16 protein-coding genes are annotated in these 23,563 nt (G+C 73.7%); 1 reads left to right on the top strand and 15 read right to left on the bottom strand.

Annotated features, from left to right (window positions below; all coding sequences use genetic code 11):
• Positions 1-3: 3 nt before the first annotated feature.
• The 11 genes from HNR01_RS07230 to dgt form a co-directional block, all read right to left on the bottom strand.
• Positions 4-807 (bottom strand): sulfite exporter TauE/SafE family protein, encoded by an 804-nt coding sequence (locus HNR01_RS07230; protein ID WP_066918775.1) that lies wholly within the window; start codon positions 805-807, stop codon positions 4-6.
• Positions 807-1,265 carry a YeeE/YedE family protein gene (locus HNR01_RS07225; protein WP_012752928.1) on the bottom strand — a complete coding sequence of 153 codons (459 nt, stop codon included), beginning with the start codon at positions 1,263-1,265 and terminating at the stop codon, positions 807-809. Before HNR01_RS07225 ends, HNR01_RS07230 begins: the two co-directional genes overlap by 1 nt.
• Positions 1,266-1,267: 2 nt before the next feature.
• Positions 1,268-1,693 carry a YeeE/YedE family protein gene (locus HNR01_RS07220; RefSeq protein WP_066918776.1) on the bottom strand — a complete coding sequence of 142 codons (426 nt, stop codon included), beginning with the start codon at positions 1,691-1,693 and terminating at the stop codon, positions 1,268-1,270.
• A gap of 678 nt (positions 1,694-2,371) precedes the next feature.
• Positions 2,372-2,695 carry an ArsR/SmtB family transcription factor gene (locus HNR01_RS07215; RefSeq protein ID WP_012752930.1) on the bottom strand — a complete coding sequence of 108 codons (324 nt, stop codon included), beginning with the start codon at positions 2,693-2,695 and terminating at the stop codon, positions 2,372-2,374.
• 777 nt (positions 2,696-3,472) lie between these two features.
• Complete coding sequence (locus HNR01_RS07210) at positions 3,473-6,847, bottom strand: UvrD-helicase domain-containing protein (RefSeq protein ID WP_066918778.1); 3,375 nt, start codon at positions 6,845-6,847, stop codon at positions 3,473-3,475.
• Positions 6,847-9,507, bottom strand: a complete 2,661-nt coding sequence (locus tag HNR01_RS07205; protein WP_153874040.1) for a PD-(D/E)XK nuclease family protein — start codon at positions 9,505-9,507, stop codon at positions 6,847-6,849. Before HNR01_RS07205 ends, HNR01_RS07210 begins: the two co-directional genes overlap by 1 nt.
• Positions 9,508-9,751: 244 nt before the next feature.
• Positions 9,752-12,019: a DEAD/DEAH box helicase gene (locus HNR01_RS07200; protein ID WP_012752933.1), complete on the bottom strand. Its 2,268-nt coding sequence runs from the start codon at positions 12,017-12,019 to the stop codon at positions 9,752-9,754.
• Complete coding sequence (locus tag HNR01_RS07195) at positions 11,994-13,319, bottom strand: ATP-binding protein (protein WP_066925038.1); 1,326 nt, start codon at positions 13,317-13,319, stop codon at positions 11,994-11,996. The genes HNR01_RS07200 and HNR01_RS07195 overlap by 26 nt, the downstream gene beginning before the upstream one ends.
• A gap of 4 nt (positions 13,320-13,323) precedes the next feature.
• Positions 13,324-15,852 carry a tellurite resistance TerB family protein gene (locus HNR01_RS07190; RefSeq protein ID WP_238231525.1) on the bottom strand — a complete coding sequence of 843 codons (2,529 nt, stop codon included), beginning with the start codon at positions 15,850-15,852 and terminating at the stop codon, positions 13,324-13,326.
• A 58-nt stretch (positions 15,853-15,910) separates the two neighbouring features.
• The gene (locus HNR01_RS07185) at positions 15,911-16,711 is read right to left on the bottom strand and encodes a hypothetical protein (RefSeq protein ID WP_012752936.1); all 801 of its coding nucleotides are present in this window, start codon (positions 16,709-16,711) and stop codon (positions 15,911-15,913) included.
• Positions 16,704-18,149, bottom strand: coding sequence for a dGTP triphosphohydrolase (gene dgt / locus HNR01_RS07180; protein WP_012752937.1), 1,446 nt, complete (start codon positions 18,147-18,149; stop codon positions 16,704-16,706). The genes HNR01_RS07185 and dgt overlap by 8 nt, the downstream gene beginning before the upstream one ends.
• 444 nt (positions 18,150-18,593) lie before the next feature.
• Here dgt and HNR01_RS07175 point away from each other — a divergent pair, with 444 nt between their 5' ends.
• On the top strand, positions 18,594-18,785 hold the full coding sequence (locus HNR01_RS07175) for a hypothetical protein (protein WP_009861980.1): 192 nt from the start codon (positions 18,594-18,596) through the stop codon (positions 18,783-18,785).
• A gap of 145 nt (positions 18,786-18,930) precedes the next feature.
• Here the strand turns inward: HNR01_RS07175 and HNR01_RS07170 are convergent, their stop codons facing one another.
• The 4 genes from HNR01_RS07170 to HNR01_RS07155 form a co-directional block, all read right to left on the bottom strand.
• Positions 18,931-19,653, bottom strand: a complete 723-nt coding sequence (locus tag HNR01_RS07170; RefSeq protein ID WP_012752938.1) for a cytochrome c biogenesis CcdA family protein — start codon at positions 19,651-19,653, stop codon at positions 18,931-18,933.
• 36 nt (positions 19,654-19,689) lie between these two features.
• On the bottom strand, positions 19,690-20,760 hold the full coding sequence (locus HNR01_RS07165) for a L,D-transpeptidase family protein (protein WP_012752939.1): 1,071 nt from the start codon (positions 20,758-20,760) through the stop codon (positions 19,690-19,692).
• Between the two features lie 88 nt (positions 20,761-20,848).
• The gene (lspA, locus tag HNR01_RS07160) at positions 20,849-21,361 is read right to left on the bottom strand and encodes a signal peptidase II (protein ID WP_009864915.1); all 513 of its coding nucleotides are present in this window, start codon (positions 21,359-21,361) and stop codon (positions 20,849-20,851) included.
• Positions 21,361-23,559: a heavy metal translocating P-type ATPase gene (locus tag HNR01_RS07155; protein ID WP_012752941.1), complete on the bottom strand. Its 2,199-nt coding sequence runs from the start codon at positions 23,557-23,559 to the stop codon at positions 21,361-21,363. The genes lspA and HNR01_RS07155 overlap by 1 nt, the downstream gene beginning before the upstream one ends.
• Positions 23,560-23,563: the final 4 nt, after the last annotated feature.

The following is a 23,563-nucleotide window of genomic DNA, read 5'->3' as shown; positions in this document are numbered from 1 at the left end:
ACGTCACGCCCGACCGAGCAAGGCTGGCAGGCCGCGCGCGACGACGTAGAGGCCGACCAGGATCACCAGGCCGGCGAAGGTGATGGTCAGGGCGCGCTTGTGCCCGGCGAGACGCTGGCCGAGGCGGGCGCCGACGAGGCCGCCGAGCGCGCCGCCCAGGATGAACAGCCCGGCCAGCGTCCAATCGATCAGGCCGGAGACCGCGTAGCTCGCGGCGGTGGCCGCCCCGAAGGCGCTGACCGCCACCAGCGAGGTGCCGATGGCCATGGGCAGCGGCATGGACGTCGCCAGCATCAGGCCCGGCACGATCAGGAAGCCTCCGCCGATTCCGAAGAAGCCGGAGAACAGGCCCACCGCGAACCCGATGCCGAGCAGCCAGGGCAGGAGCACCGGGGCGCTCCGTTTGGTCAGGCGCACGTCCGGATCGCCCTCGCCGCGCCGCCGGCGCAGCATCAGGCCGCCGACCGCCAGCATCACGAACCCGAACAGGGCGAGCAGGCTCTGCCCGTCGACCGCCCTGGCCGCGGCCGAGCCGGCCAGGGCGCCGAGGACGCCGGCGAGCGAGAACGCCCCTGCGCACCGCCACTTCACGTTCCCGGCCCGCCACTGCGGGACGAGGTTGCCGGCCGCGCTGACCGAGACCGCCAGGGCGCTGGTGCCGATGGCGACATGGGGCGAGTTCACGCCGACCGCGTAGGTCAGGAGGGGCACTGCCAGGATCGAGCCGCCTCCGCCGACGAGGCCGAGGACCACGCCGACGAGCCCACCCGAGCCCGCCGCCAGGCCGAAGGTGACGAAGCTCGCCATCACGCATCCGCCGGCGCGGCAGAGGTGGACGCCGCTTGCCGGGAGACGGCGGATGGCAGGGCCTGGAACAGCAGCATGCCGACGACCATGGCGGCGACGAAGACCGCGGCCCGGGTCGGCACGACCGAGAGGAGGGTCAGCGCCGGCCCGGGGCAGAGGCCGGCCAAGCCCCAGCCGATGCCGAAGACCGCGGCGCCCGTCAGCAAGCGCGGATCGAGGTCGCGCCGCGTCGGGATCTCCAGCTTGGGCGCGAGCACTGGCCGGCCCCGGCGCGTCGCGATGCGGTAACCGGCGGCCGAGACCGTGACGGCACCCGCCATGACGAAGGCGAGGCTCGGGTCCCAGCGGCCGGTCACGTCGAGGAAGGCGAGGACCTTGGCCGGGTTGGCCATGCCGGAGACGATGAGGCCAAGCCCGAACAGCAGGCCGGCCGCGAACGCGGACACGATCCTGGACATGGTCAGGCTCCGATCAGGTGACGCGTGACGAAGACCGTCACGGCGGCGGCGGCCATGAATGTGCCGGTCGCCACGAGGGAGCGGGGCGAGCCGCGGCCGACGCCGCAGACGCCGTGGCCGCTGGTGCAGCCGGCTCCGAGCCGCGCGCCGAAACCGACCAGCAATCCCGCAAGCCCGAGGAGCGGGAGCGAGGCCTCGACCGCCACGGGCGGCCTGCCGCCGCCGAGGCCGGCGTGGACGAGGGGCGCGAGAAGCAGGCCGGCGAGGAAGGCGGCGCGCCAGCCGATCCCGCCGGTGCTCGGCGGCAGCAGGCCGCCCAGAATGCCGCTGACGCCCGCGATGCGGCCGTTGAGTATCAGGAAGAGCGCTGCGGAGGCGCCGATCATGAGACCGCCGAAAACGGCGGAAAGCGGGGTGAAGGTATCCATGGCACTCACTCCTGGACCGCGGTGCCGGGCGTCTCGCGCAGGCTTGGAGCGATCCCTCAGGCGCCGGGGGCGTGGCCGTCGTGAGCGGCAGCGTCCAGCGACGGCGCCACCAGATTAGTGATGTCTAAATTAGAAATATCTAATCAAATGTCAAGGGATGGCGGGGAGACGCCGGATGGTCCGGGACGGCGGAACGGGCCGCGCTCCACACCGCCCCTGGCGTGAACCGCCGGATCGAGGCGGCGCTTCACGAGAGCCTCCGCTGGCACGGGGGCATCCCGAGGCGAGCGGCCGGCGGTCGCGCGAACTGGACGGGAATGGGATCGCGGGCCCACGTCGGCGGCCAACGCGGCGACGCTGGCCGGGATGGCTCTCGGGAGCGGTCACGGACCGGCGCCGGTCACGGCTCCCGGCGGCCGTGGCCGCCTTTCTGCCGCCTCACGCCGTCCAGGACTGGGGCCCGCCGTTGCCTGTCCTGAGGCGCCTCGACCTTCGGGCCGCCCGGGCGATCGATGTCGAGCGCGACGCCCTGCGGGCACGCCGGGGGTTCCGATCCGGTTGGCCCCGGAGCCGACGACCGTGGCAGCCGGGTCGACCACGCCGTCACGGCGGCGCTGGGTGGACGGCCAAGCCGCCGACGCGGCGGAGCGCGCGCCTGGCGGAGCCCTGGTTACCCGATCAGCCCGCCTCCGGGCAGAAGATGTCCTTGAGCGTCGCGAGCAGGCGCGCGGCGCGGGGATCCTCCAGGCGATAGTGGAGCGTCTGGCTCTCGCGCCGGAAGGCGACCAGCCCGTCCTCGCGCAGCTTGGCAAGATGCTGCGAGAGGGCCGATTGGCTGAGGTCCACCGCCTCGGCCAGGCTCGTCACGTCCATCTCGCCCCGGGCGACCAGCAGGCATAGGATGAGGAGACGCTTCTCGTTCGCGAGAAGGCGCAGCAGGCGCGCGGCATCGGCCGCCTTGTCCTGAAGGCGCAGCAGGTCGGTCGTTGTCACCGCATCCATCGACGTCGGCCGCCCTGTATTAGACAACCCTGTTTTAGCTGGCACTAACATGGTGGCTCTGACAGGAATTCCCAACCCTGGCGATGCCGGGCAGGCAGACGTGGCCGGCGCGTAACGCGCTCGACATCTTCGCCCGGCATCGCATGTTTCCCGCGGGAGCATCATCCGTCGAAGCCGGTGAGTCCACCGTGGGACGCAGGACAACCGCGCCTGCGGGCGGGAGCGCGCGCTCGAAGCCGTCCGGGAAGCTCTCTGATGGACGTCTCAAGGCGGCGCCACCGGAATTCAGTCGGCAGCGGCGGGCTCGGCACGCGCTCGGGGGAGACCGCCCGGCAGGTCGCTCTCGCGCAACGGGTTCATGGTCCGCGCCGCGGCCAGCACGGGACGGCGGCGTCGGCCACACCGGGACGGGCAGAGCACACGCGCCCGCCCACGCCCGTCGGCGCCGGCCAGCGACCGAGCCTGCCGATCCCCGGGAACGGACTGTTTCATGCGCTCTTCACGCAGACCCGGGGATCCGCTGTCAACCGCTTGAACTTGCTCACACTCTGCGTCCTTGCTCATTCACGAGCCGGAGCAGGCCGAGCCGCGTTGACCTGGCAAGTGATGAGTGCCTTCCTCCGCCGTTCGCGAAGGCGCAGGCTCCCACGTCGAGGCAAGGCTTCTCCCCAGGCATCGGCACCGGACCCTCCGTTCCGGGAACATGGCGGCCTTCCGAACAGGCCGGGTGATGCCCGCGCAGCGGCCTGCGGAAGCCCGGCCGCTCTTCCTCGTCGCTCATCCAGCCCCGACGTCGGCCATCGCGGCGCGGGTCACCGGGACGACCCGGCCGCTCGTCACGAAGACGATCAGGCCGAGGCGCGCGCCCGTCGCGAGAAGGTATCGGGCCACCTGACGCCGGTAGTCGGCGAGGACCGCCTCCGCAGGATCCACGTCGCTTTTCCAGTCCACCACGATGTCCGGCTTGCCGACCGCGTCGCAGGCAATCGCGTCCACCACGCCCGCCGTCGCCTGGTCCTCGTCGGCGAGGCTCTCGAACCCGAACACGGGCAACTCGGCCTGGAGGCGCTCGCGGATCCCGGCGATCTCGGGAAGGCCGAGCGCCCGGGTCACGCTGGCCGCGACCTCGGCCAGGTCGACCTCGGCCCCGGCAGCGTCGCCGGTTCCGAGACCGAGCTGCCGGGCGAGGAGCCCGGCGCGCCGTCCGAGATCGTCGCCTTCGCTCGCCTCGCCCGTGAGGATCTCCTCCAGCAGCTTGTGGATGAGGATGCCGCGCTCCCGGCTGCCTGTCGGCCGTCCCCCGGGTCCGCGCCCGCCGTCGGTACCGCCCTCGACCAGGCCGGGGGCGCCGGACGTCTCGGGACCCGCCGCATCGCCGCGGCTGGGGACGATCCAGCGCAAGCGGCGCTGCCGGGCGACGGCGGCGGCCTCGGCGGCGAAGATTTCCCGTGTCTGACCGTTCGCGAATTCCGGCGCGACGGCCGGCGTCCCGACCGGCAGCCGCTCCACGTCGATGGACGGCAAATCCGCCAGCCCGAGGTCGACCACCGCCGACCAGGACGTGCTGGCGCCCGGCTCGGCGAACCGCGTGAGCACCAGCGTCTCGCGGGCCCGCGTCGCCGCCACGTACCAGAGGCGGACCCGCTCGTTCCCGACCTCGCGCTTCTCGGCCTCCAGCGCCTCGTCGTAACCGGCCGGGCGCACCCCGAAGACCGGGCAGTAGAGACAGTTCGAGGCGCGGTCGACCAGGGCTCCGGAGACGGCCTTGGTCCGGGTGGTGGTGTTGATCGGGATCACGACGGGCCATTCGAGCCCCTTGGACGCGTGCATGGTGAGCAAGGAGACCGCGGCCTCCTGCGCGTCCGGCCGGCCCTCGACCGTGCGCGTCCGGCCCTCCCAGGCCGCCCTCATCGCCCCCGCGAAGGCCCGCAGGCCGCGCACGGCGAACGGGCGCGACATTTCCAGGAACAGGTCGATGTTGGCCAGCGCCCTCTCGGCGTGGCCGTCGTGACGCTGCTGCACCACCGGGCGCAGCATGAGCGCGTCGACGGCTTGGCTGAGGATGTCGTGCGGTGTCGTGCCGAGCGCCCGCTTCGCCAGGGCCTGCAACCGTTCCAGCACCGGCCGGGCCACCGGATGGTTCACGTGCGCGACATCGACGTGCAGGCGCAGCCTGGGGACGCTCTCCGGGCGCTCCGGGTCGCGCGGCAGTCCGTCGACGAGGTCGAGCAACTCCTCGTCGGTCAGGCCGACGGCCGGCCCCCGCAGCAGGGCCCCGAGCGCGAGCGTGTCGCGCGGGTCGGCGAGCACCCGCGTCAGCGCGATCAGGTCATGCACCTCCTGCCGCCGGAAGAAGCCCTTGCCGGCCTGGGTCGAGACGGGGATGCCCCTGGCCTCAAGCGCCTCCTCGTACCGCCAGAGGTCGCTCCCGCTCGGTGCCAGCAGCGCGATGTCGCCGGCCCGGAGCGTGCGGGTGCCCGCGCGCTTGCAGGTCACGAGCTGGTGCCCGATCAGGCGCGCGCAAAGGTCCGCGACCGCTTCCGCCTCGGCGTCGCGCAGCGCCTCCGCGGTCCGCTTCGCCCCGTCGGCACCGGCCGGCACGTCGAGCGCCGCGATGCAGGGTCCGCGGTCGTGGTCGGGATGGAAGGCGTCGAGCGCCGCGAACCCGGGTTGCCCGACCCCGTTCAGGATGTCGCCGAAGCGTTCGTCCACGTAGGCGAGGATCGAGCGGCAGGACCGGAAGTTCGTCGAGATCGCGAGGACGTCGTCGGGCGAGCGCGCGAGGATGCGGTCGCGCGCCCGGACGTAGGTCGACACGTCCGCCCCGCGGAAGCGGTAGATCGCCTGCTTCGGATCGCCGACCAGGAACAGCGCGCCCGGCCGCAGCACGCGTTCCGTCCACGCGTCGGCCGCGCCGTCGGGCAGCTCGCCGCACAGCCGCCAGAGGATCTCCGTCTGAATCGGGTCCGTGTCCTGGAACTCGTCGACCAGGACGTGGCGGTAGCGGCGCCCCAGCGCCTGCCGCACGGTCTCGTGCGCGCGGAGCAGCGTGGCGGCCGCGGCGATCAGGTCGTCGAAATCGAGCAGGGCGCCGTCGCGCTTTCGGGCCTGGTACCGGTCGAGAACGGTCCGCACCGTTCCGACGAGCCTGGCCAGGAGTTCGCTCGCGGCGTTGGCCTTCAGCCGGCGCCAAGCCTCGCAGCACGCGACGTGCAGGCGCTCGGCCGACGCCTGGAGCCGGTCGGCCTCCGTCTTCGGAAGGCCGACCAGCTTGGCGGCGCCGGCCCACTTGCCTTTGCCCCCGCGGTACTTCGCGAAGTCGCCGTCCGCCTTGCACAGGCTCGCCTCCGCCGCCGCCGTCAGGATGGCGACGAGGTCGGCGTCGGCGACGCCGGTGTCCGGCAGCCGCGCGGCCATCGCCTGGAACGCCCGCACGTTCGCGGCGGTCTCACCCTCGGAAACCCCGCAGCTCCGCTGGAAGTCCGCGAAGGCCTGCACGCTGGCGCCGAAGGCCCGCACCAGGTCGGGAAGGGGTTCCGCCGGCGCGGTGCCCACCGCGCGCCCCTCGCGCAGGCAGCCGGCCACGCGGTCGATGGCCGCCAGGGCCGCGTCCGGGTCGGCCAGCACCATCTCCGCGACAAGGCCGCCGCCGCCGGAGAGGCACTCGCGGAGCCAGCCGTCGCGCAGATCCTGGAAGATGCCGTCCGCCTCCGCCTCGTCGGCGACCCGGGCGCCCGGGTCGATGTCGGCCTCGACCGGGTAGGGCTTGACCAGGCGCTGGCAGAACCCGTGGATGGTGGTGCAGGCCAGCGCGTCGAGATGCTCGCCGGCCTCGACCAGCCGGGCTCGCTGATCCGGAGACAACCCGTTCGGGAGGACGACCCGCAGCTCCTCCGGGACCTGCCCCTCGACCAGCCGGCCGACGACCTCGCCGACGCGCTCCAGCAGCTCGCTGGCGGCGAGTTCCGTGAAGGTGACCGCCGCGATGGATCCGGGGGCGACGCCCGCGGCCAGCATCATGGCGATGCGGCCGGCCATCAGCGCCGTCTTCCCGGATCCGGCCCCGGCCTCCACGAGCAGCGACCTGTCGTGGGCGGTCATGGCGAGCGCGCGCTGGGCCGCGTCGGCGAGGCCCCGGTCGTGGGCGGTCATCAGGCGGCCTCCCAGACGCGGGCGGCCTCGCCGAGCGCCGTCGTCACCAGGTCGTGCTTGCGCGGGCAGTAGGTCTTGTCGGCGTTCGCCGGCAGCGCGAAGGCCAGGTCGTTCCAGGCATCCCGGGCATCGGGGCCGGCGAAGGCGTTGCCGGCCCGCAGGCTCGCGCCGGCCGCGACGAGATACGTGGCCAGCTCGTCGAGGGCCTCGTCCGGCCGTTCGAGCCGGAGGCACAGGGATTCCCGCGGGAAGTGCAGCGAGGCATCGATCGACACGTCCGCGCCGAGGAGCACGCGGGTGGCGTAGCCGTACAGGCACCGCTGCAGTTCGCGGCCGCCGTCGAGGACCGTCCCCGCCTCGCGGGGCTTGCCGGTCTTGTAGTCGCGCACCCGCGCGCTGCCGCGGTCGTGCGACAGGTCGAGCCGGTCGATGTAGCCGGAGATCCGGAAACCGGTGCCGGGTATCGTGACCGTGGCGTCGCTGTCCCAGGGGAGGGGGTGGTGGTCGCGCTTCGGCGGCTGCCCGCCGAACGGGACCTCGACCCAGCTTCCCTGCCCGAGGAGAGGCTGGTCGGGGTGGGTGAGCGCGGCCAGGGCGAGCGCGGCCGTCTCGTCCAGGGTCCGCCGCCAGATCAGCCGCGGCGGGATCGGGCGCTCGCGCTCCCAGACCTCGGCGACGGTGGCGAGGACCGCGGCCAGCGCCCGGCGCTTGCCCGCGTCCGTCGACGGGGCGAAGCCGCCATCCGCCTCCAGGGCGACCACCGCGCGTTCGAGCACCTCGTGCAGGAGGTTGCCGAAGGCCTGATGACCGAGCGTGAGCGGCTCCGCGGCCGCGTCGGCCGTCTCCAGGCCGAGCCCGTAGGTCCAGACGAAGCCCAGCGGGTCGCGCAGGAGCTTGCGCAGCGACCGGGCGGAATGGGTGCGATCCAGGATCGCGAGCACGACCGGGTGGTCCGGCCGGACGCGCCCGTCGTGCGCGGTCAGCTCCGCCCGGCCCCAGGCCCGCCAGCAGCCCGCCGCGCAGATGGCCGGGGCCGTCGCGCGGAACTCCGCCGGCCGGGCCATGAGTCGGTCGACCTCGCCCACGGCGTGGGCCGGGACGCGGTTGCGCCCCAGGTAGGTCTCGGCCGCGCCGAACTCGCGCAGCAGCGGGCTCCTCCCGAGCAGGCGCCCGTCGGGGCCGCGCCGCGGCCGGGACAGCACGACGGCCCCGGCGCTGGTGGCCAGAATCGCGCGGAAGTCGCTCCTGTCGGCCAGCGGCCTGGGGAAGGGGTCGAGAAGACGGGACGGCACGAGATGGTCCGACAGCAGCCGATCTTCCGCGCTGACCTGCGGCCAGCCGCGCGAGCTCAGCCCGAGCAGGCGCACGAAGCGCCGCGGGGCGGCGGCCAGCGCCGAGGCGGGGGCCCAGACGACCGAGGCGCAGGCGTCCGCCCCGTCGTCGATGCGCAGGCGTCCCAGCGTCAGGTCGACGACGGCCGGCGCCCCCTCGATCAAGGCCTTGCGCCAGATCCGGAGCGCCAGGCCGTGCAGGAAGCGCTCTCCCGCCTCCGCCGCGACCGACACGCCCTGCACGAGCACGCCCACGACGTCCCGCAGCGCCGGGACGTGGTCCTGCCCGTCCGGGAAATCCTCTGCCCGGAGGCTGTTCAGCAGCCGTTCCCAGGCCGTCGGGTCGGTCAGCGGCGCCTCGCGCGGAAGGACGCGGGTCCATCGCTCGGGCAACGCGGCGAAGGGACCGGGGCCGTCGCGCAGGAGGGCCGCCAAGCGGCGGACGCCGTCCTGCGAGATCCCCCTGACCAGGACGTCGGCGAGGGCGGCCGCGGCCTGCCCCTCGCGGACGCTGGCGGCGGGCACCCCGTGGACGAAGCGCACGTCGAGGTTCGCCTCCGCCCGGAGCGCGAGCACGACGTCGTCGTACTCCTCGGTGCGGCAGGCCGCGACCGCGATGTCCGCGGGCGCGGCCTGCCCGGACGCCATCAGCTCGCGGGCCCAGCGCAGCGCCTCCAGGACCTCGTGCCTCGGGGTCGCCGCGCTGCAGACCGCGACCGCCGGCCGTTCCGGCGCGCACGTGACGACGCGGATGCCGGCCGCCTCCACCCAATCCGGGACGGAGCGCGGCCCCGCCACCCAGGTCACGGGAACGTGCGCGACCAGGGATGCGACGAGGCCGCGCCAGCACGGCGGCACGTCCGGGAGCCCGACGATCTCGACGGGCCCGAGCACCCGCGGCGCGTGGGCGAGACGCGCCCGCGCGGCCTCGGCGAGGTCGACGGGCCGCATCATCCCGGCCGGCAGGCGGGCGAGGACGGCCTCCTCCAGGCGCCGGACCGAGGCGGTCCGGTCGGCCGGGTCGGCCGACCGCGCCAGGTCGAAGGCGGCCAGCCACGCCTTCCGCACGGTCTCGGCGGCGGCGTCGACCATGCCCGGCAGCGTCTTGATGGGATCGAGCTCGCCGAGGTCCGTTTCGGCGAGGGCGGCCGGCAGAAGGCTCTTGAGCGTCTCGTCGTCGACCGGTCGCGCGAAGCCCCCGGCGAGGCGCGCCACCATGCGCTCCACGGGCATGAGCTGGACGCCATGGTCGGACCGGCGCGCGGCGGCCAGCCGGCCGTCCGACATGGCGAGGCGGCCTTGGATCACCACCGTCCGGCGCGCCATCATGCGAATCATTTCCCCGACCGTCGACCGTCACCCATCTCCGGCGAGGCTGAAGAAACGGTCAAGCTCGTACGAGTCGCCCCGGCCCAGCCGTGCACAACCTGCTCGAACCTGACGATGGCCGAGGCTTTGGCTCCGCGCCCGGGCGCGAGCTTGCGCGCTCTTCCCGGCGCGCCCGTGCCCAGCGCGGCCCGCTCGGGGTCGCCAGCTTCCCCTGGGCCCGCTCGGCCGCGCCCGTCACCGGGCGTCAGGCTTCGGGCACGCCGTCGAGCATCTCGGCGGCCAAGCCCGGCATCCGCGCCAGGACGCCCTCGTTTCGCCGGGCCCAGAAGCGCCGCAGCAGCGTCTCCGGAACATGCTCGTCGTACTTCGCGGTCTGGATGGTCCCGACGAACTCCGCGACGGCCGCGAAATCGCCCGGCACCATGCTCGCAACCCTGCGCAGGACCGCTCGGGCGTCGTCCGGGCTCACCCCGGGGAGCGTGACGCCAAGGTCGTGCGGCTCCGCCGGCAACCCGAGCATCGACAGGATGACCGCCAGGACGTCGCACGTCGCGCTGCCGCGCCACGCGAAGAGGTGAAGGTCGCGCCCGGTGTGCACCATCCGGGAGCGTCCCAGACCGAGGCGGCGGTAGGCCGACCGCCCCTCCGCGAGGAAGGTGCGGGCCCGCGCGTCGAGGTAGGCCGGCACGTCGTCGGCCTCGAAGACGCCGCGCATCTCCGCGAGGAGGCGGTCGTGCGTGGGCTCGGCGAACAGCCGCTCGAACTTCGGGATCACCCCGCCCCGGTGCGCGGAGACCTGCAGGACGTGGGCCCGCTCGTCCACCTCCTCGACCAGCCAGCGGCGCCCGGCGAAGACGACCAGGGTGCCCTGGGCGACCGCGTTGGTGAGCGGGATCGTGCCGAGCGCCCGGGTCCCGGCGACCAGGCGCCACTCCGCCCCGCTGTCGAACAGGGCGTAGAACTCGCGCGCGTGGACGAGGCGCTCGCCGCGCTCGCCCAGGAGCAGCGTGCCGTCCGGCGCCTGCTCGATGAGGCCCACCCCCGTCCGGGCCGCGCCGCGCAGCAGCTCCGCGAAGTCGCCCGGCGTCACCGAGGCGAACACCCCGGGACCGCAGAGAAGCCGATGGAGCGCGTCGGCCCGGGCGCCGCCGCGCTGCGCGATCACGGACAGGACCTGGTGCAGCAGGGCGGTCGCGAGCGCGGCGTCGCTGGCCAGCGGCGGCTCCACGAAGCGGGCGGCGAGCAGGCGGATGGCCGCGACCGCGCGCACCGCGTCCTGGCGAAGCTCGTCGAGGACCGAGGAGCGCGTGTCGAGCTCCTGCTCGCGGACGTAGATCCGGAGGATGGCGGGCACGCCCGGCCGCCGCCCCGTCCGGCCCAGGCGCTGCCGCAGCGACGCCAGCGAGCGGGGCGCGCCGACCTGGGCGACGGACCGCACCGAGCCGATGTCGATGCCCAGTTCCAGGGTGGAGGTGCAGACCGCGGTGGTCGGCAGGGACGCGTCCTTGAGGCGGCTTTCGAGCTCCTCGCGCAACTCCTTGGAGAGGTTGCCGTGGTGCGGGAAGAACTCGTTGGGGACCTCGCCCCGTTCGGCCCGGCGCCGCAGCCTGTCGGAGAGGGCCTCCACCAGCCGCCTGGAGCCGCCGAAGACCAGGTTGTTGCTGCCCCTCAGCGAGGCGAACAGGTGGTCCGTGATCGCGTCGAGTGCCGGCACCGGCCCTGCGCCGGCCGCGCCCTCCGCCTCGGCCCCGTCGGTGCCGTCGGCGTCGAGCGGCTCCAGGTAGCCGAGGATCCGAAGCTGGAGGTCCAGGCCGGCCCCGCCGTCCTGGAGCAGGCGGACGCGCTCCGGCGCGGTCGGGCGAAGCCAGGCCGCCGCAGCCTCGGCGTCGCCGATGGTGGCCGACAGGCCGACCCGTCGCGTCCTGCCCGGCGCGCCGAGGGCCTCGACACGTCTCAGCAGCGACGCCAGGTGGAGCCCCCGTGGGCCCGACAGGAGGGCATGCACTTCGTCGACGACCACGAAATCCAACGCCGCCAGCAATCGACTGGCATCGGCGGGACGCCGGATCAGCAGGGCCTCGACGGATTCCGGGGTGATCAGGGCGATGCCGGCCGGCTTGGCCAGCATCCGCGCCTTGGCCGATTGCGGCGCATCCCCGTGCCAGCGGACAAGCGGGATCTCCATCCGCTCGCAGAGCTGGTCGAGCCGCTGGAACTGGTCGTTGATGAGCGCCTTCAGGGGGCTCACGTAGAGCACCGCCAGGCCGGGTTCGGCCCGGCCGGCGATCCGGGTCAGGATGGGCAGGAAGGCCGCCTCGGTCTTGCCGGCCGCCGTCGCCGCGGCGACCAACACGTCGTCACCGCCGTCGAGGACGGCGTCGATCGCGCGCGCCTGGATGTCCCGCAGCCCCGTCCAACCCTGCTCCCGGATCCAGGAGCGGACCTCCGGGGCGAGGCGGTCGAAGGCCCCGTCGCGGAGGCGCCGCTCAGAGGCGGAAGCTGACGAGCTCATCGCCGGGCGCCGGGCTGGAGGGGACGTCGGCGTCCGCCCCGGCGTCATCTGCCTGGTCGTCGCTGCGGACCTCGACGTGCCCGAGCAGCTCCTTCCAGCCCGTGCCGGGGTTCTGCTCGATGACGGCAAGCAATTGAACGAAGGCGCGGATCGTGTTGCGCGGCGTCCGGAAGTAGGCCTCGCCGATCCGGTCGTTGCAGTGACCCATGAAGGCGCCGAGCGCCTCGTCCGGCACGAGGTGCCTGGCGGGGTCGCCGCCGGCGAACACCGCCCGGATGTTCGACAGCAGGATCAGCATGTCCTCCGGGGTCAGGTTCTGCAGCCGGATCACCGGGCCCGACAGGTCGACCAGGCCGCCCTTCGCGAAGGCATTCTCCGCCAGCCGGCTCTGGAGCGCCTGGTAGCTGTACAGCCCGCGGCGGGTGTCGAGCAGGAATTCCGGCGTGCCGCCCAGGGCCAGGCCGAGCCCGCGCACGTTCCCCTGCAGCACATCGTTGAGGATGCGCAGGACCTGCTCGAAGTTCTGGTTGCGCGCCTGCGCGCTCTGGAGCTTGTACAGGTTGACCAGCTCGTCGAAGACGACGAACAGGCCGCCGTAGCCCGCGAGCCGGACGAAGGCGGCGAGCAGCTTGAGCGCGTCGTAGACGTTGTCGTCGTCGACGATGGTCCGCACGCCCAGCGCCTGCCGGGCCTCGGTCCGCGTCGAGAACTCGCCGCGGAGCCAGCGCAGGGCCGCCGCCTTCAGCGCCTCGTTCCCGTCCTCGCTCCCGCGCCAGTACGCCTTCAGGACGACCGCGTAGTCGTAGCCCCCGACCTCGTCCTGGAGCGGCGCGAGCCTGCGGTCGATGACCCGCTCGACGGGCAGGCCGGCCTGTTGCGCCTCCTTGACCGCGTCCGTGACGAAGCGCTCGACGACGCTGCCCAGGGCGCCCCCGTCCGGCTTGGTGCGGGTCGCCATGTTGCGCAGGGCCTCGGCGTAGAGGGCCCGCGCCTGCCCCGCGCTGGCGTGCAAGCGGCGGTCCGGCGCGAGGTCCGCGTGCACGGTGACGAGCTTGCGTTCGAGGGCGACGAGCCGGACCAGGTTGAGGAAGAAGGTCTTCCCGGCCCCGTACTCGCCGATCACGAACCGGATCGAGGACCCCTCGTCGGCGACGCGGTCGATGTCGCGCACCAGGGCGGCGATCTCGGCGGCGCGCCCGACCTGGACGTGGCGCAGGCCCGTGCGCGGCACGACGCCGGCCGAGAGGGCCTGCAGGATCGCGTCACGGTCCCGCGGGCGGATGGTCGGGGCTGGCTGCATGGGGCTAGGCGGTGGTGCTGGGGAGCAGGTGGAGGCGAAGGTGGGCCGCGATGGTGACCGGGTCGTCGTGCTCGATCAAGGCCTCGTCGAAGCGCTCGAAGCCCCATTCGTTGATGGTCTCAAGCGCCCCGTCGGGAAACAGGCCGTTCGCGCGGGCCGCCCGGTCGAACGCCTCGCGCGGCATCGGGTCCGGGGATGCGGCGACCGCGGCGAGCAGGCCGGCATGGGCCGGATCGAGCCCGGCCGGGCCCGTGTCCGCCGGTGCCGGCGCGGGCGCTTCCGGGGCGACGCCACCCGGCGGCGAAACCGTGCCCGCACCTGACCCGGGCGCCGAGTCCTCGACGAAGATGTCCGAGAGCAGGCTTGCGACCGCCTGCGTCTCGCGGCGAACGCGCTCCAGCCGCGATGCGTCGATGACGACGCGCCCGGAAGCGCGGTCGCCGACGTCCCCGCGCGGTTGGCTCCCGTCGGCGCCCCGCGGCTCCGCCGACGCGGCCGACCCGAGCGGCCCGCGATGCAGGGCGGCGTAGATCCCGTCGGCCGGCAGCGCGAGGAACGCGTGCAACCGTTCGAGGAACCGCACCTCCGCGGGTTTGGCTTGACCGCCGGCCATGACGGCCGCGAGCGCCGCCCGCGCGCAGGCCTGGCGCTCGGACAGGGGGCGGCCCGCCAACCGCCTCAGGATCCCCTGCGGCTTCGGCGGGTTGCGGTGGATCGACAGGGCGTAGGCGGTCAGGCGGGATTTCTCGGCAAGGCTGAGGGTATCGGTGCCCCGGATCGCGGCGAGCATCCCGTCGGCGGCGCCCTGGGACACCGCGCCGTCCGACGCCGCGGCGAGGCATGCGGCCTCGATGACGCCGCGCAGCGCCAGGTACTCGGGGCGTGTCGCGTCGACCGGTGCCCCGGCGGCCCCCTTGAACAGGACGACCGCCGCATCGGCGTCCGAGGCCGAGGCGCCGGCGCGAGGTTCCGGCCCGTAGCGGCGGTCCGGTTCGATGCCGATGCCGACCCGGTCGAGCGCTTGGCAGAGCTGCGTCACGCCGGCCTGCGGCACGCGGCCTTCCTCCGGCAGCGGGATCTCCATCACCTCAAGCAGCCGGCGCAGGGACGTGGCCGGCATGGCCGCTCCGGCGGCGAACAGGGCCTCGCAGCGCTCGCCGACGGCCGTCCACGCGTCGCCTGCGCAGGCCAGGTCCGGCGGCAGGAGCAGGGCCGCCTGCACGCTCCCGCGGGCGTCCGGGCGCCTGCCGACGAAGCGGCTGAACGCATCGAGCTCGTCGGTGCAGGCCTCGACGAGCTCGCGGAGCTTCCTCACGGGGGCGGAGACGGCAGCGATATCGGGCAGGGACCCCGGCGCCTTGAGGTCCACCTGGAACGTCGAACTGGCGGCTCGATAGGACGCCTTGATCCGCGCCTTCGGCGCGCCGACCTTGAGTCCCTTCGGGTATTTGGCCGGGAACCGGAGGCGCCAGAGCGCCGCGAACTCGTCCGGGCATCGCGTCACCGGCGTGCGGAAGCCGCGGTCGGGCAGGCCCGCCAGCCAGAGGAGGGCGTCGTCCGCGTCGAGGGGCTGGCCGTCGGCCAGCTTCCGGCCGAGATGGACCCTGACGGCGAGCGGCAGTTCGTAGCTGTAGAAATTCGGGTCGAGGTTCAGCTCGGGACGCCGCTCCTCCGCCGCGGGCACCAACAGCCGGGCGGCCTCGACGAAGCTCCGCGCATAGGCCTGGAACGAGCTGTTCGCCCCGTAGATCGCGCGCAGGCGCTCGACCTCCGCGACCAGCACGGGCGCGTCGGCCGCGACCCCTTCCTTGAACAGCCGGTATTCCAGACCGTAGAAGTACAGGAAGACGAGCGCGATGCTGGCCGCGGGGTCGGAGCGCCCCCCGGCCAGCCAGTCCAGGTAGGCGCGGCGGCCCGCCGGGTTCAGCCCGTCGTACCGGCACCAGTAGGTCAGGCCGGTCGCCGAGCCCCGCCCCGCCTTCGCCACGGGAAGCGCGGGATCGATCAGGCAGTTCTCCCTGCGCCACGGATCCGACCCGAGCTTCTCGCCGACGTAGATCAGCCCTCCCGTCACCGTCAGGCCCTGGATCTCGACCGGTTCGCCGGGAGGGACCCAGCGCGCCGACCGGCCCCGCTTGCCGCGCCCCTCCGGCGAGGGTTGCGGCACGGGCGCGGGATCGTCGGGTAGGGGCGTGACCGTGAAGGCAGGCTCGACGTGCGCCTCGGAGGCAACCGCCTCGGGGGGCCGTCGACCGAACGTGTCTCGCGGTCCCTCGGGCGGGGCGGGCAGGGGGGTCGCGGGGATGGCGAGGTCAGGCGGGTCAGGCGGAGCATGGATCGTGGACGGCGCGGGGTCGACCGGCGCGCTCGCGGCTTCCGTGGTCGCGCCCGCGCCCGTCGCGCGGTCGCCCGAACGGCGTCCGAGGCTCATCCAGCCGACCAGGAGGACCGTCGCGCCCGTGACGAGGGCCGGCCAGCCCACCTGGACGAACTGCATCGCGGCGGCCGCCAGCGCCACGGCCGATCCGAGCAACAGAAGGCCTTCCCGGGCTCGGCCGGCCCCCGGTTCGCGCCCTGCCATGGACCGCGCCTCACCGCTCGCCACGGCCACCCCTGCGCCCAGCAGGGTCGGCGCGCCAATCCCGTGCCCGAGCCCGGCCCTCGGCAGGGCTGCACCGGCGCTGCGCCACGGGTCCGACAGGCCGGGACGGCGCGCCGGCAAGGTTCGCCGCCGCGGCGAGCCGCGACACGGTATCCGCGTCGAGATGGTGGCCGGGCGCCGTCGCCATCCGGCGCAGGTAGTCGGCCAGCCTCGGGCCGACGGCCTGCCCGGGTTCGAGGAGGATGCGCAGCGCCCGGAGCGCCGTGCCGCGCGGGTTCGGGTCTTCCTCCAGGTTGATGTCGACCGTGCCGTGACCCAGCCAGGCCGCGAACCGCGGGCCGTGGTGAACCCGGTGGCAGCCGCACAGGTACAGCACGGCGTCCCGGTCGAAGAAGGTCGTGTGGACGAGGTCGGCCAGGCGCGTCGCGCGGACGTGGCCGGTGCGCACCGCCCAGGTGGAGGGGAGGGCCCAGACGTCGTAGGAGTGCCGGCGGCCGGCGATCCGGTACCCGCCGAAACGGTTGCGCACGGCGCGGCCGTCGCGCAGCAGCTCCGCCAGGCGCCCCGGCGCGGTGTCCACGACGAGGTCCACGTCCGACCCGAACGCGTCGGCCCCGCCCCAGGCGATGTCGCGGGGCATGCCCCCGAAGATGGCGACCTCGCCGGCCTGGCCCAGGTGGCCGATCAGGTCCGCGATCTCGTCGCCGCCACGGGCCTCGTCCGCGAGGAAGGCCCGCATCCGCCGGCCCAGCTCGGCCCCGTCCCGGGCGCGCCTGCCCGGGTCAGCCATGGTGCCGCCCCAGGTCGTCGCGCAGCGATACCGCGAAGGTATCGGTCATGCCCGAGATCATGTCGGTGATGAGTTGCAACTCCCGGTAGCGCATCGGCATCCGGTTGCCCGGAGCCTCGGCGACCCGCCGGTAGTTCTCCGAGATCCGGGAGTAGACGTAGGCCGGCAGGGCCTCGCGATCCGACCTCAGGTCGTCCGGGTCCTTGCGCTCGACCACGGCCGTCCAGAACATGTCCATGAGCTCGTGGAGCGTGCGGTGGCCGGCGAGCTCGACCTCAAGGACGCTGCGGTGGCGGTAGACGTGGAACTTCGCGAAGCGCTTGAGCGAGGTCCACAGCACGACGGCGTCCGAGGCCGCCATCAACTCCCTGTCGAACGCGCCGGCCATGATGGCGTCCCGGTTGGCGACGAAGGCCCCGACGGCCGCCCGGACCATCGTCCCGATGGCGTCGACGCGGAACATCTGCATCGAGATGTCGTCGAGTTCCCCGGGCGAGAGTCCCTCGTCGCGGAAGTCGGCATGGTAGCGCTCCGCCCGCTCGCAGACCCCGAGGGTGACCTCGTCGTCGCAGGCATCGTGGCGCAGCCACGCCGTCAGCACGTTGAAGTTGATCAGGTTCTTCTTGGCGGCGTCCTCGACGTCCACGACCGAGTAGGCGATGTCGTCGCAAGCCTCCATCACGAAGGTCAGCGGATGCCGCACGCCCTGGCGCAGCCCGGTCTCCGCCCAGACCTCCGCGGCGATGCCGGCCTCGGACTGGAAGAAGTTGAACTTCTTCCGGGCATGGGACGACTTGTCGACCGCGTCCGAGGGCACGGGGTACTTCATCAGGGCCGCCAGGAAGGCGTAGGTCATGTTGAGCCCGAAATCGTCGTTCAGGATCTGCAGCCGGGTCAGCAAGCGGAACGCCTGCGCGTTGCCCTCGAACGCCAGGAAGTCCCGGCGCATCGGCTCGGTCAGGCCCGGCGCGTCGAAGATCGCGAAGGAGCCCGGCTCCTCCGAACGGGGTGTCGCGTGACGCTTCATCCAGGTCTGGATCGCGGTCTCGCCCTGGTGCCCGAAAGGCGGGTTGCCGAGGTCGTGGGCGAGCCCGATGGCCTCCAGCAGGGCCGGCACGTTGCGCAGGGGCTCGACCGACGCCGGGAAGCCGAGCGCCTCGCCGTGGACGAAGGCCAGGGTGGTCCCCATGCTCCGCGCCATGTTCGCCACCTCGTGGCTGTGGGTCAGCCGCGTGCGGACGCTGTCGTTGCGCTCCAGCGGGAAGACCTGCGTCTTGTCCTGGAGGCGCCGCACCGGGGTGGAGAACAGGATGCGGTCGTGATCGCGTTCGTGCTGGGTCCGATCCTCGCCCAGCCTCGGTTCGTGCGCCTTCCCGCCGGGCCTCGGCTTGCGACGCCGGGAATTCAGAAGGGCCGTCCAGTCGAGTTGCTCGCCCATCCTCGGTCCTGTCCCCGCGGCGACGCCGGCTCCGCCGCCTCCCACAACCGCATGACGCATGGTCTACGTTCCGGCTCTCCCGCCCGTCACGTCCGATTCCGGCCGTTGTCCACGGATTCGTTTCCGCATGGTGCCGGCCCGCGTCGCAAGAGGGTAGGGCACCCGGACCGGAAAGGGAACATTGCGGGAACGATGGCGGCGGCGCTGAGGGGCGGCCGGGCAGGCATGCGGCCTCGCACGGATGCCGTCGGCAGCGGTCCCGTACGCCTGACGCGGGCGCCGGCGGCCTCCTCTATGCCCGCCGGATCGCGGGAAGGGCGACGCGTCAGCTTGGCTGAACGGCCCGGCCCCCGTGTCGGTACGGATCAAGCCGGTCGAGAAGTGGCAGGCCTTCCGCCCGGTGGTTGGCGTCGCGGATCGGTGCGCCGTAGGGTCGACGGTGTCATGAAGAACGCTTCGACCGCTGCCTATCCCGACCGGTCCGACATCCTTGCTCGGAAAGCGGAAGGGCGCCGCGAGCTCGCCGCCCTGACCTTCGGCGAGAAGATCGCTCGGATGGAGGCCCTGCGCGACCGCCTCGCGCCGATCCGCGCCGCGCGCGAAGCTCGCTTGAGGCGCGCCTCCCTACGTTCCTGACCCGCCGTCGTTCCGTCCCCGGGTTGGGGACGGCGAGGTCCGGATCCCGCGCCGGCGGCCACGAAGCTGACCCGCTCCGCGCGAACGACGCCCTGCCTCGGCGGCTGCCTCTGCCGCCGCGCGGGCGCCTGCGCGCTCGCCCGGCTCAACCGATCCGCCCGAGCGCGGGGAAGGCCTCCAGGATGAGGGCGGCCACGGCGGTCATGCGGTCGGTGATCATCAGCAGACCCATCGCCACCATGACGCCGCCGCCGACCACCTGAAGGGCACGGCCGAACCAGCGCAGGGTCCGAAGGCGCGCGACGAAGCCGGACAGGAACAGGGCCGCGGCCACGAACGGCACGCCGAGGCCGAGCGAGTAGACGGTGAGCAGGGCGACGCCCTTGCCCGAGGCCGAGGAGGCCGTGACCGCCAGGATGGCGCCGAGGACGGGACCGATGCAGGGGGTCCATCCGAAGGCGAAGGCCGTTCCGAGGAGATAGGCGGCGACCGGCCCTCGCCCCGGCGGATCGCCGTGCCAGCGCAGCTCGCGCTGCAGCCAGGCGGGCCGCAGCAGACCGGCCGTGAACAGGCCGAACAGGATCACGAGGAGGCCCGAGGCGAGGTTCAGCGCCTCGCGATGGGCGAGCAGGGCGAAGCCGAGCGCGCTCGCCCCCGCGCCGAACGCGACGAAGACGGTCGTGAACCCGAGCACGAAGCAGAGGCTCAGGCCGAGCGTGCGCAGGCTGTCGCGCCCGCCGGCAGCCGACTGGCCCGCGACGTAGGACACGTAGCCCGGGACGAGGGGCAGCACGCAGGGCGACAGGAACGACACGGCGCCGGCCGCGAAGGCCGCCACGAAGCCCACGCTTGAGGCGTCGATGGCCATGGTCTCAGGCCCGGCGCAGGGATGAAGGCAGGCTCGTCACTCCCGCCCGTCCCCCGCCGCGGCGAAGGTCTTGCGGGGGCGCTGGCGCTCCGCCTCGGTCCCGCCGGGCCCCGGCGGCTTGCGTGCCGCCGCACCCCGGACCGGCTCGCGCTGTCCGGCAAGGGCAACCGGGCCCGAGGCCGGCATCGCGACCTCGCGCGGCCCTGCGGCCAGGGCCTCGGGGCGGCTCACCTCGCCGAGCCCGTTTCCCATCGCCATCATGGTCTCGCGGAAAGCCCGGTGCTGGCCACCGTCCTCGTACACCAGCCGGACGGCCGGCGTCCCGCTCGCCACGAGGGCGGCGACCTGCCGCTCGTCGTCCGCCTGCTTCCGCGCGACCGCGCCGGCCGTGGCCTCGTCGCCGCCGGCATCGAACACGTAGCGACCGCCCGCGGCGCCGACGACCGGCTCGGCCCACGTCACCTCGAAGCGGTCGGACCCCTCCTTGAGGTTCCTCCAGAACGCGACGTTCGGATCCTGCCGATGCCGGGCCAGGTTCTCCGGGGTCATGCGGAACGGATAGGATTGGAACTGGACGGCACGCTGCCCGCCCGCGAAGGCCTCGCGCACCACGGCATAGAGCTCCGAGATCGCCTCGTCCGTCATCGCGAAGCAGCCCCGCGACGAGCAGGAGCCGTGCACCATCAGGTGCGCGCCCGTGCGTCCCAGGGAGCGGTCGTACTCGTTCGGGTACCCGAGGTCGAACGAGAGATAGAGGCTCGAATTCGGGTTCAGGGACGCGGGCGTGACCGCGTAGAAGCCCTCCGGCGCCTGCCGGTCCCCCTCCCGGGTCTTGGGCCCGAGCTGGCCCGACCAGCGGCACATCGGATAGGTCTTCAGGAGGGCGTACCTGCCGTCCGCGCCGCGCTTCCAGAGCTCGATCTCGGATTCCTTCTTGTAGGCCCGCATCAGGATCGGGTCGGCCGCCGAGACCCCCTTGGTCGACATCAGGGCCAGGGTCGCGGGCGGGATCGGCGCGAGGTGGCGCGTCGAGGCCGCGTACTGGCCGTCCTGGCAGGCGGACAGCGCCAGGAGGAGGGCCAGACCGAGCGTCGTCGTCTTCAGCATGTCGGCCTCGCTGGGGTGGGCGCACGAGCCTGGGCCCGAAGGGTTGATGCCAGGTTGTCGTGGCCGTGGTTCGGCGGAATCGGGCCCCTCATGGGACTGGTTCCCCGGCACCGGGATGGCTCCGTCGCGCGGAAAGGCCTTCGAGGAGCAGCAGGACGACGCCGGCGGAAATCCAGGTGTCGGCCAGGTTGAAGGTGAACCAGCGAATGCCGCCGGTGTGCAGGTCGAGGAAGTCGGTGACGGCGCCGTCGATGAGCCGGTCGAGGAAGTTTCCAGCCGCCCCGCCGGCGATCGCGGCGAGCCCGAGACGTTCGAGCGTGCCCGTCGTAGCCAGCGCCCAGGCAATGACGAGGCAGGTGAGCGTACCCTGGAGGGCGAGGAGCAGCGCGAGGGAGGACGGATCGTGCGCCGCGAACAGGCTGAAGCTGATGCCCCGGTTGAACGACAGGCTCAGATCGACGAAGGGCACGAAGCCCCGGGGCACGCCCTCGGTCAGCCACGCCTCGGCCACCGCCTTCGCGCCGAGGTCGATGGCCGTGGAGGCGAGGATGACCACGGCCACGGTCGCCATGCGGCCGGCCCAGCCTGACGAAGAGCTCATCAGGCCCTCAGAAGACGCAGCGCGTTGGCCGTCACCAGGACGGTCGCGCCGGTGTCGGCCAGGATGGCGGGCCAGAGGCCGGTGATGCCGGCGATGGTCGTCACCAGGAACACCGCCTTCAGGCCGAGCGCGATGGCGACGTTCTGGCGGATGTTGCCCAGGGTCGCCCGGGACAGCGAGACCAGCGCGGCCACGTCGCCGACGCGGTCGTTCAGCACCGCCGCGTCCGCCGTCTCCAGGGCCGCGTCGGTGCCGCCGCCCATCGCGATGCCGACGCTGGCGGCGGCCAAGGCCGGGGCGTCGTTGATGCCGTCGCCGACCATGGCGACCGGGCCCCTCTCCTTCAGGGCCGCGATCTCGGCGAGCTTGTCCTGGGGCAGGAGCTCGGCCTTCACGTCGAGGCCGAGCTCGGACGCGACCGCCCCGCCCGTGCGGCGGTTGTCGCCGGTCAGCATCACGCTGTGCACGCCGAGCTTCCGCAGGGCCGCGATGCCGGCGGCCGCGTCGGCGCGGGGCTCGTCCCGGACCGCGATGGCGCCCAGGGCCTCGGCGCCGCGGACGACGATGACCACCGTCTTGCCGCCGGCCTCCAGCTCCGCGACGGCGCGGTCCGCCTCGGGGCCGAGCCGCGCGCTCTCGGCGGCGTGGCGCGGGGAGGCGACGAGCACCGTCTGGCCCATCACCGTGGCCTGCACCGCCCTGCCGGGGATGGCGCGGGCGTCCCGCGTCGGCCGCAGCGGCACCCCGTCCGTGTTCGCCCGGTCGAGGATGGCCCGGGCGATGGGGTGGCTGCTTCCGCTCTCGACCGCGGCGGCCAACCCGAGAAGCGACCGCTCCGACGCGTCCGGGGCGAGGGCCAGGATGTCGGTGACCCGCGGCCGCCCCGCCGTCAGCGTCCCGGTCTTGTCGAACGCGACCGTGCGCACCCGCCCGATGACCTCCAGCGCGGCGCCCCCCTTCACGAGCAGCCCGCGCCGCGCTCCGGCGGCCAGCCCGGACGCGATGGCGGCCGGGGTCGAGAGCACCAGCGCGCAGGGGCAGGCGATCAGGAGGAGCGCCAGGCCCCGATAGACCCAGGTGCCCCAGTCGGCGCCGAGCAGCAGCGGCGGCACGATTGCGACCGCGGCGGCGAACGCGAAGGCGATGGGCGTGTAGACCGCGCTGAACCGGTCGATGAAGCGCGCCGTGGGCGACTTCGAGGCCTGCGCCTCCTCGACGAGGTGCAGGATGCGGGCGACCGTGTTGTCGGCCGCCGTCTTGGTGACCCGGACCTGCAGCGCGCCGTCGGCGTTGACGCTGCCCGCGAAGACCGGGTCGCCGACCTCCTTGGGCTTCGGGACCGACTCGCCGGTGATGGGGGACTCGTCGAGGCTCGACGCGCCGTCGGTGATCACGCCGTCGGCGGGCACGCGGTCGCCCGGCCTCACGACGACGACCTGCCCGATGGCCAGCGACGCCGCGGGCACCTCGCGGATGGCGCCGTCGGGCCCGTCGACGAGGCGGGCGGTCTTCGGCACCAGGGCGGCGAGCGCCTTGATCCCGGCGCGCGCCCGGCCCGCCGCCACGACCTCCAGCATCTCGCCGACCGTGAAGAGCAGCACGACGATGGCGGCCTCCTCGGCGGCGTGGATGGCGAGCGCCCCCGCGGTCGCGACCGACATCAGCATCTCGATGGAGAAGGGCGTGCCGGCGAACGCCGCCAGGACCGCCCGGCGGCCGTAATAGGCGAGCCCGACGAGCGCGCCCGGCCAGTAGGCGTACTCGCCCGCCAGGCCCGGCGCGATCCGCTCGACGAGGAAGCCGGCGGCGAACAGGGCGCCGATGAGGATGCCCAGCAGCGCCTTCCGGCTCCGCCAGAGCGGCGGCTCGGGCTCTTCCGCGCTCTCGGCGGGCGGGGCGCCGCCCGAGGCTTGCGCCCTGGCCAGGTCCGCGGCCGTGGGGAGCGGCGCGACGCCGTAGCCCAGGCGCTCGATGCGCCCCTCCAAGTCGGTCCTCGGCGTCGCGGCCTCGTCGAGCGCGAGGTCGAGGATTTGGCTGCCGTAGTTCACGCGCACGTCCGCGACGCCCGGCAGCCGGGAGACGGCGGTCTCGATCTTCCCGGCGCAGGTCGGGCAGTCCATGCCCCTGACCCTGTAGCGCAGGGCCTGCGCGCCGGGGGCGGACGGGGACAGGGTGTCCGCGGGGGCGGCCTGGTTCATGCTG

This window comes from Methylorubrum rhodesianum, assembly GCF_014199985.1.
In the GTDB taxonomy this organism is placed as follows: domain Bacteria; phylum Pseudomonadota; class Alphaproteobacteria; order Rhizobiales; family Beijerinckiaceae; genus Methylobacterium; species Methylobacterium rhodesianum.
This window is presented reverse-complemented; position numbering and strand designations above follow the sequence as displayed.

What these genes read in the sequence shown, in the direction of transcription:
- HNR01_RS07170 (WP_012752938.1), bottom strand. Translation starts at nt 19,653, where the DNA reads ATGGCCATCGACGCCTCAAGCGTGGGCTTCGTGGCGGCCTTCGCGGCC.
- lspA (WP_009864915.1), bottom strand. Translation starts at nt 21,361, where the DNA reads ATGAGCTCTTCGTCAGGCTGGGCCGGCCGCATGGCGACCGTGGCCGTG.
- HNR01_RS07220 (WP_066918776.1), bottom strand. Translation starts at nt 1,693, where the DNA reads ATGGATACCTTCACCCCGCTTTCCGCCGTTTTCGGCGGTCTCATGATC.
- HNR01_RS07230 (WP_066918775.1), bottom strand. Translation starts at nt 807, where the DNA reads ATGGCGAGCTTCGTCACCTTCGGCCTGGCGGCGGGCTCGGGTGGGCTC.
- HNR01_RS07200 (WP_012752933.1), bottom strand. Translation starts at nt 12,019, where the DNA reads ATGAGCTCGTCAGCTTCCGCCTCTGAGCGGCGCCTCCGCGACGGGGCC.
- HNR01_RS07215 (WP_012752930.1), bottom strand. Translation starts at nt 2,695, where the DNA reads ATGGATGCGGTGACAACGACCGACCTGCTGCGCCTTCAGGACAAGGCG.
- dgt (WP_012752937.1), bottom strand. Translation starts at nt 18,149, where the DNA reads ATGGGCGAGCAACTCGACTGGACGGCCCTTCTGAATTCCCGGCGTCGC.
- HNR01_RS07185 (WP_012752936.1), bottom strand. Translation starts at nt 16,711, where the DNA reads ATGGCTGACCCGGGCAGGCGCGCCCGGGACGGGGCCGAGCTGGGCCGG.
- HNR01_RS07155 (WP_012752941.1), bottom strand. Translation starts at nt 23,559, where the DNA reads ATGAACCAGGCCGCCCCCGCGGACACCCTGTCCCCGTCCGCCCCCGGC.
- HNR01_RS07175 (WP_009861980.1), top strand. Translation starts at nt 18,594, where the DNA reads ATGAAGAACGCTTCGACCGCTGCCTATCCCGACCGGTCCGACATCCTT.
- HNR01_RS07210 (WP_066918778.1), bottom strand. Translation starts at nt 6,847, where the DNA reads ATGACCGCCCACGACCGGGGCCTCGCCGACGCGGCCCAGCGCGCGCTC.
- HNR01_RS07225 (WP_012752928.1), bottom strand. Translation starts at nt 1,265, where the DNA reads ATGTCCAGGATCGTGTCCGCGTTCGCGGCCGGCCTGCTGTTCGGGCTT.
- HNR01_RS07195 (WP_066925038.1), bottom strand. Translation starts at nt 13,319, where the DNA reads ATGCAGCCAGCCCCGACCATCCGCCCGCGGGACCGTGACGCGATCCTG.
- HNR01_RS07165 (WP_012752939.1), bottom strand. Translation starts at nt 20,760, where the DNA reads ATGCTGAAGACGACGACGCTCGGTCTGGCCCTCCTCCTGGCGCTGTCC.
- HNR01_RS07205 (WP_153874040.1), bottom strand. Translation starts at nt 9,507, where the DNA reads ATGATGGCGCGCCGGACGGTGGTGATCCAAGGCCGCCTCGCCATGTCG.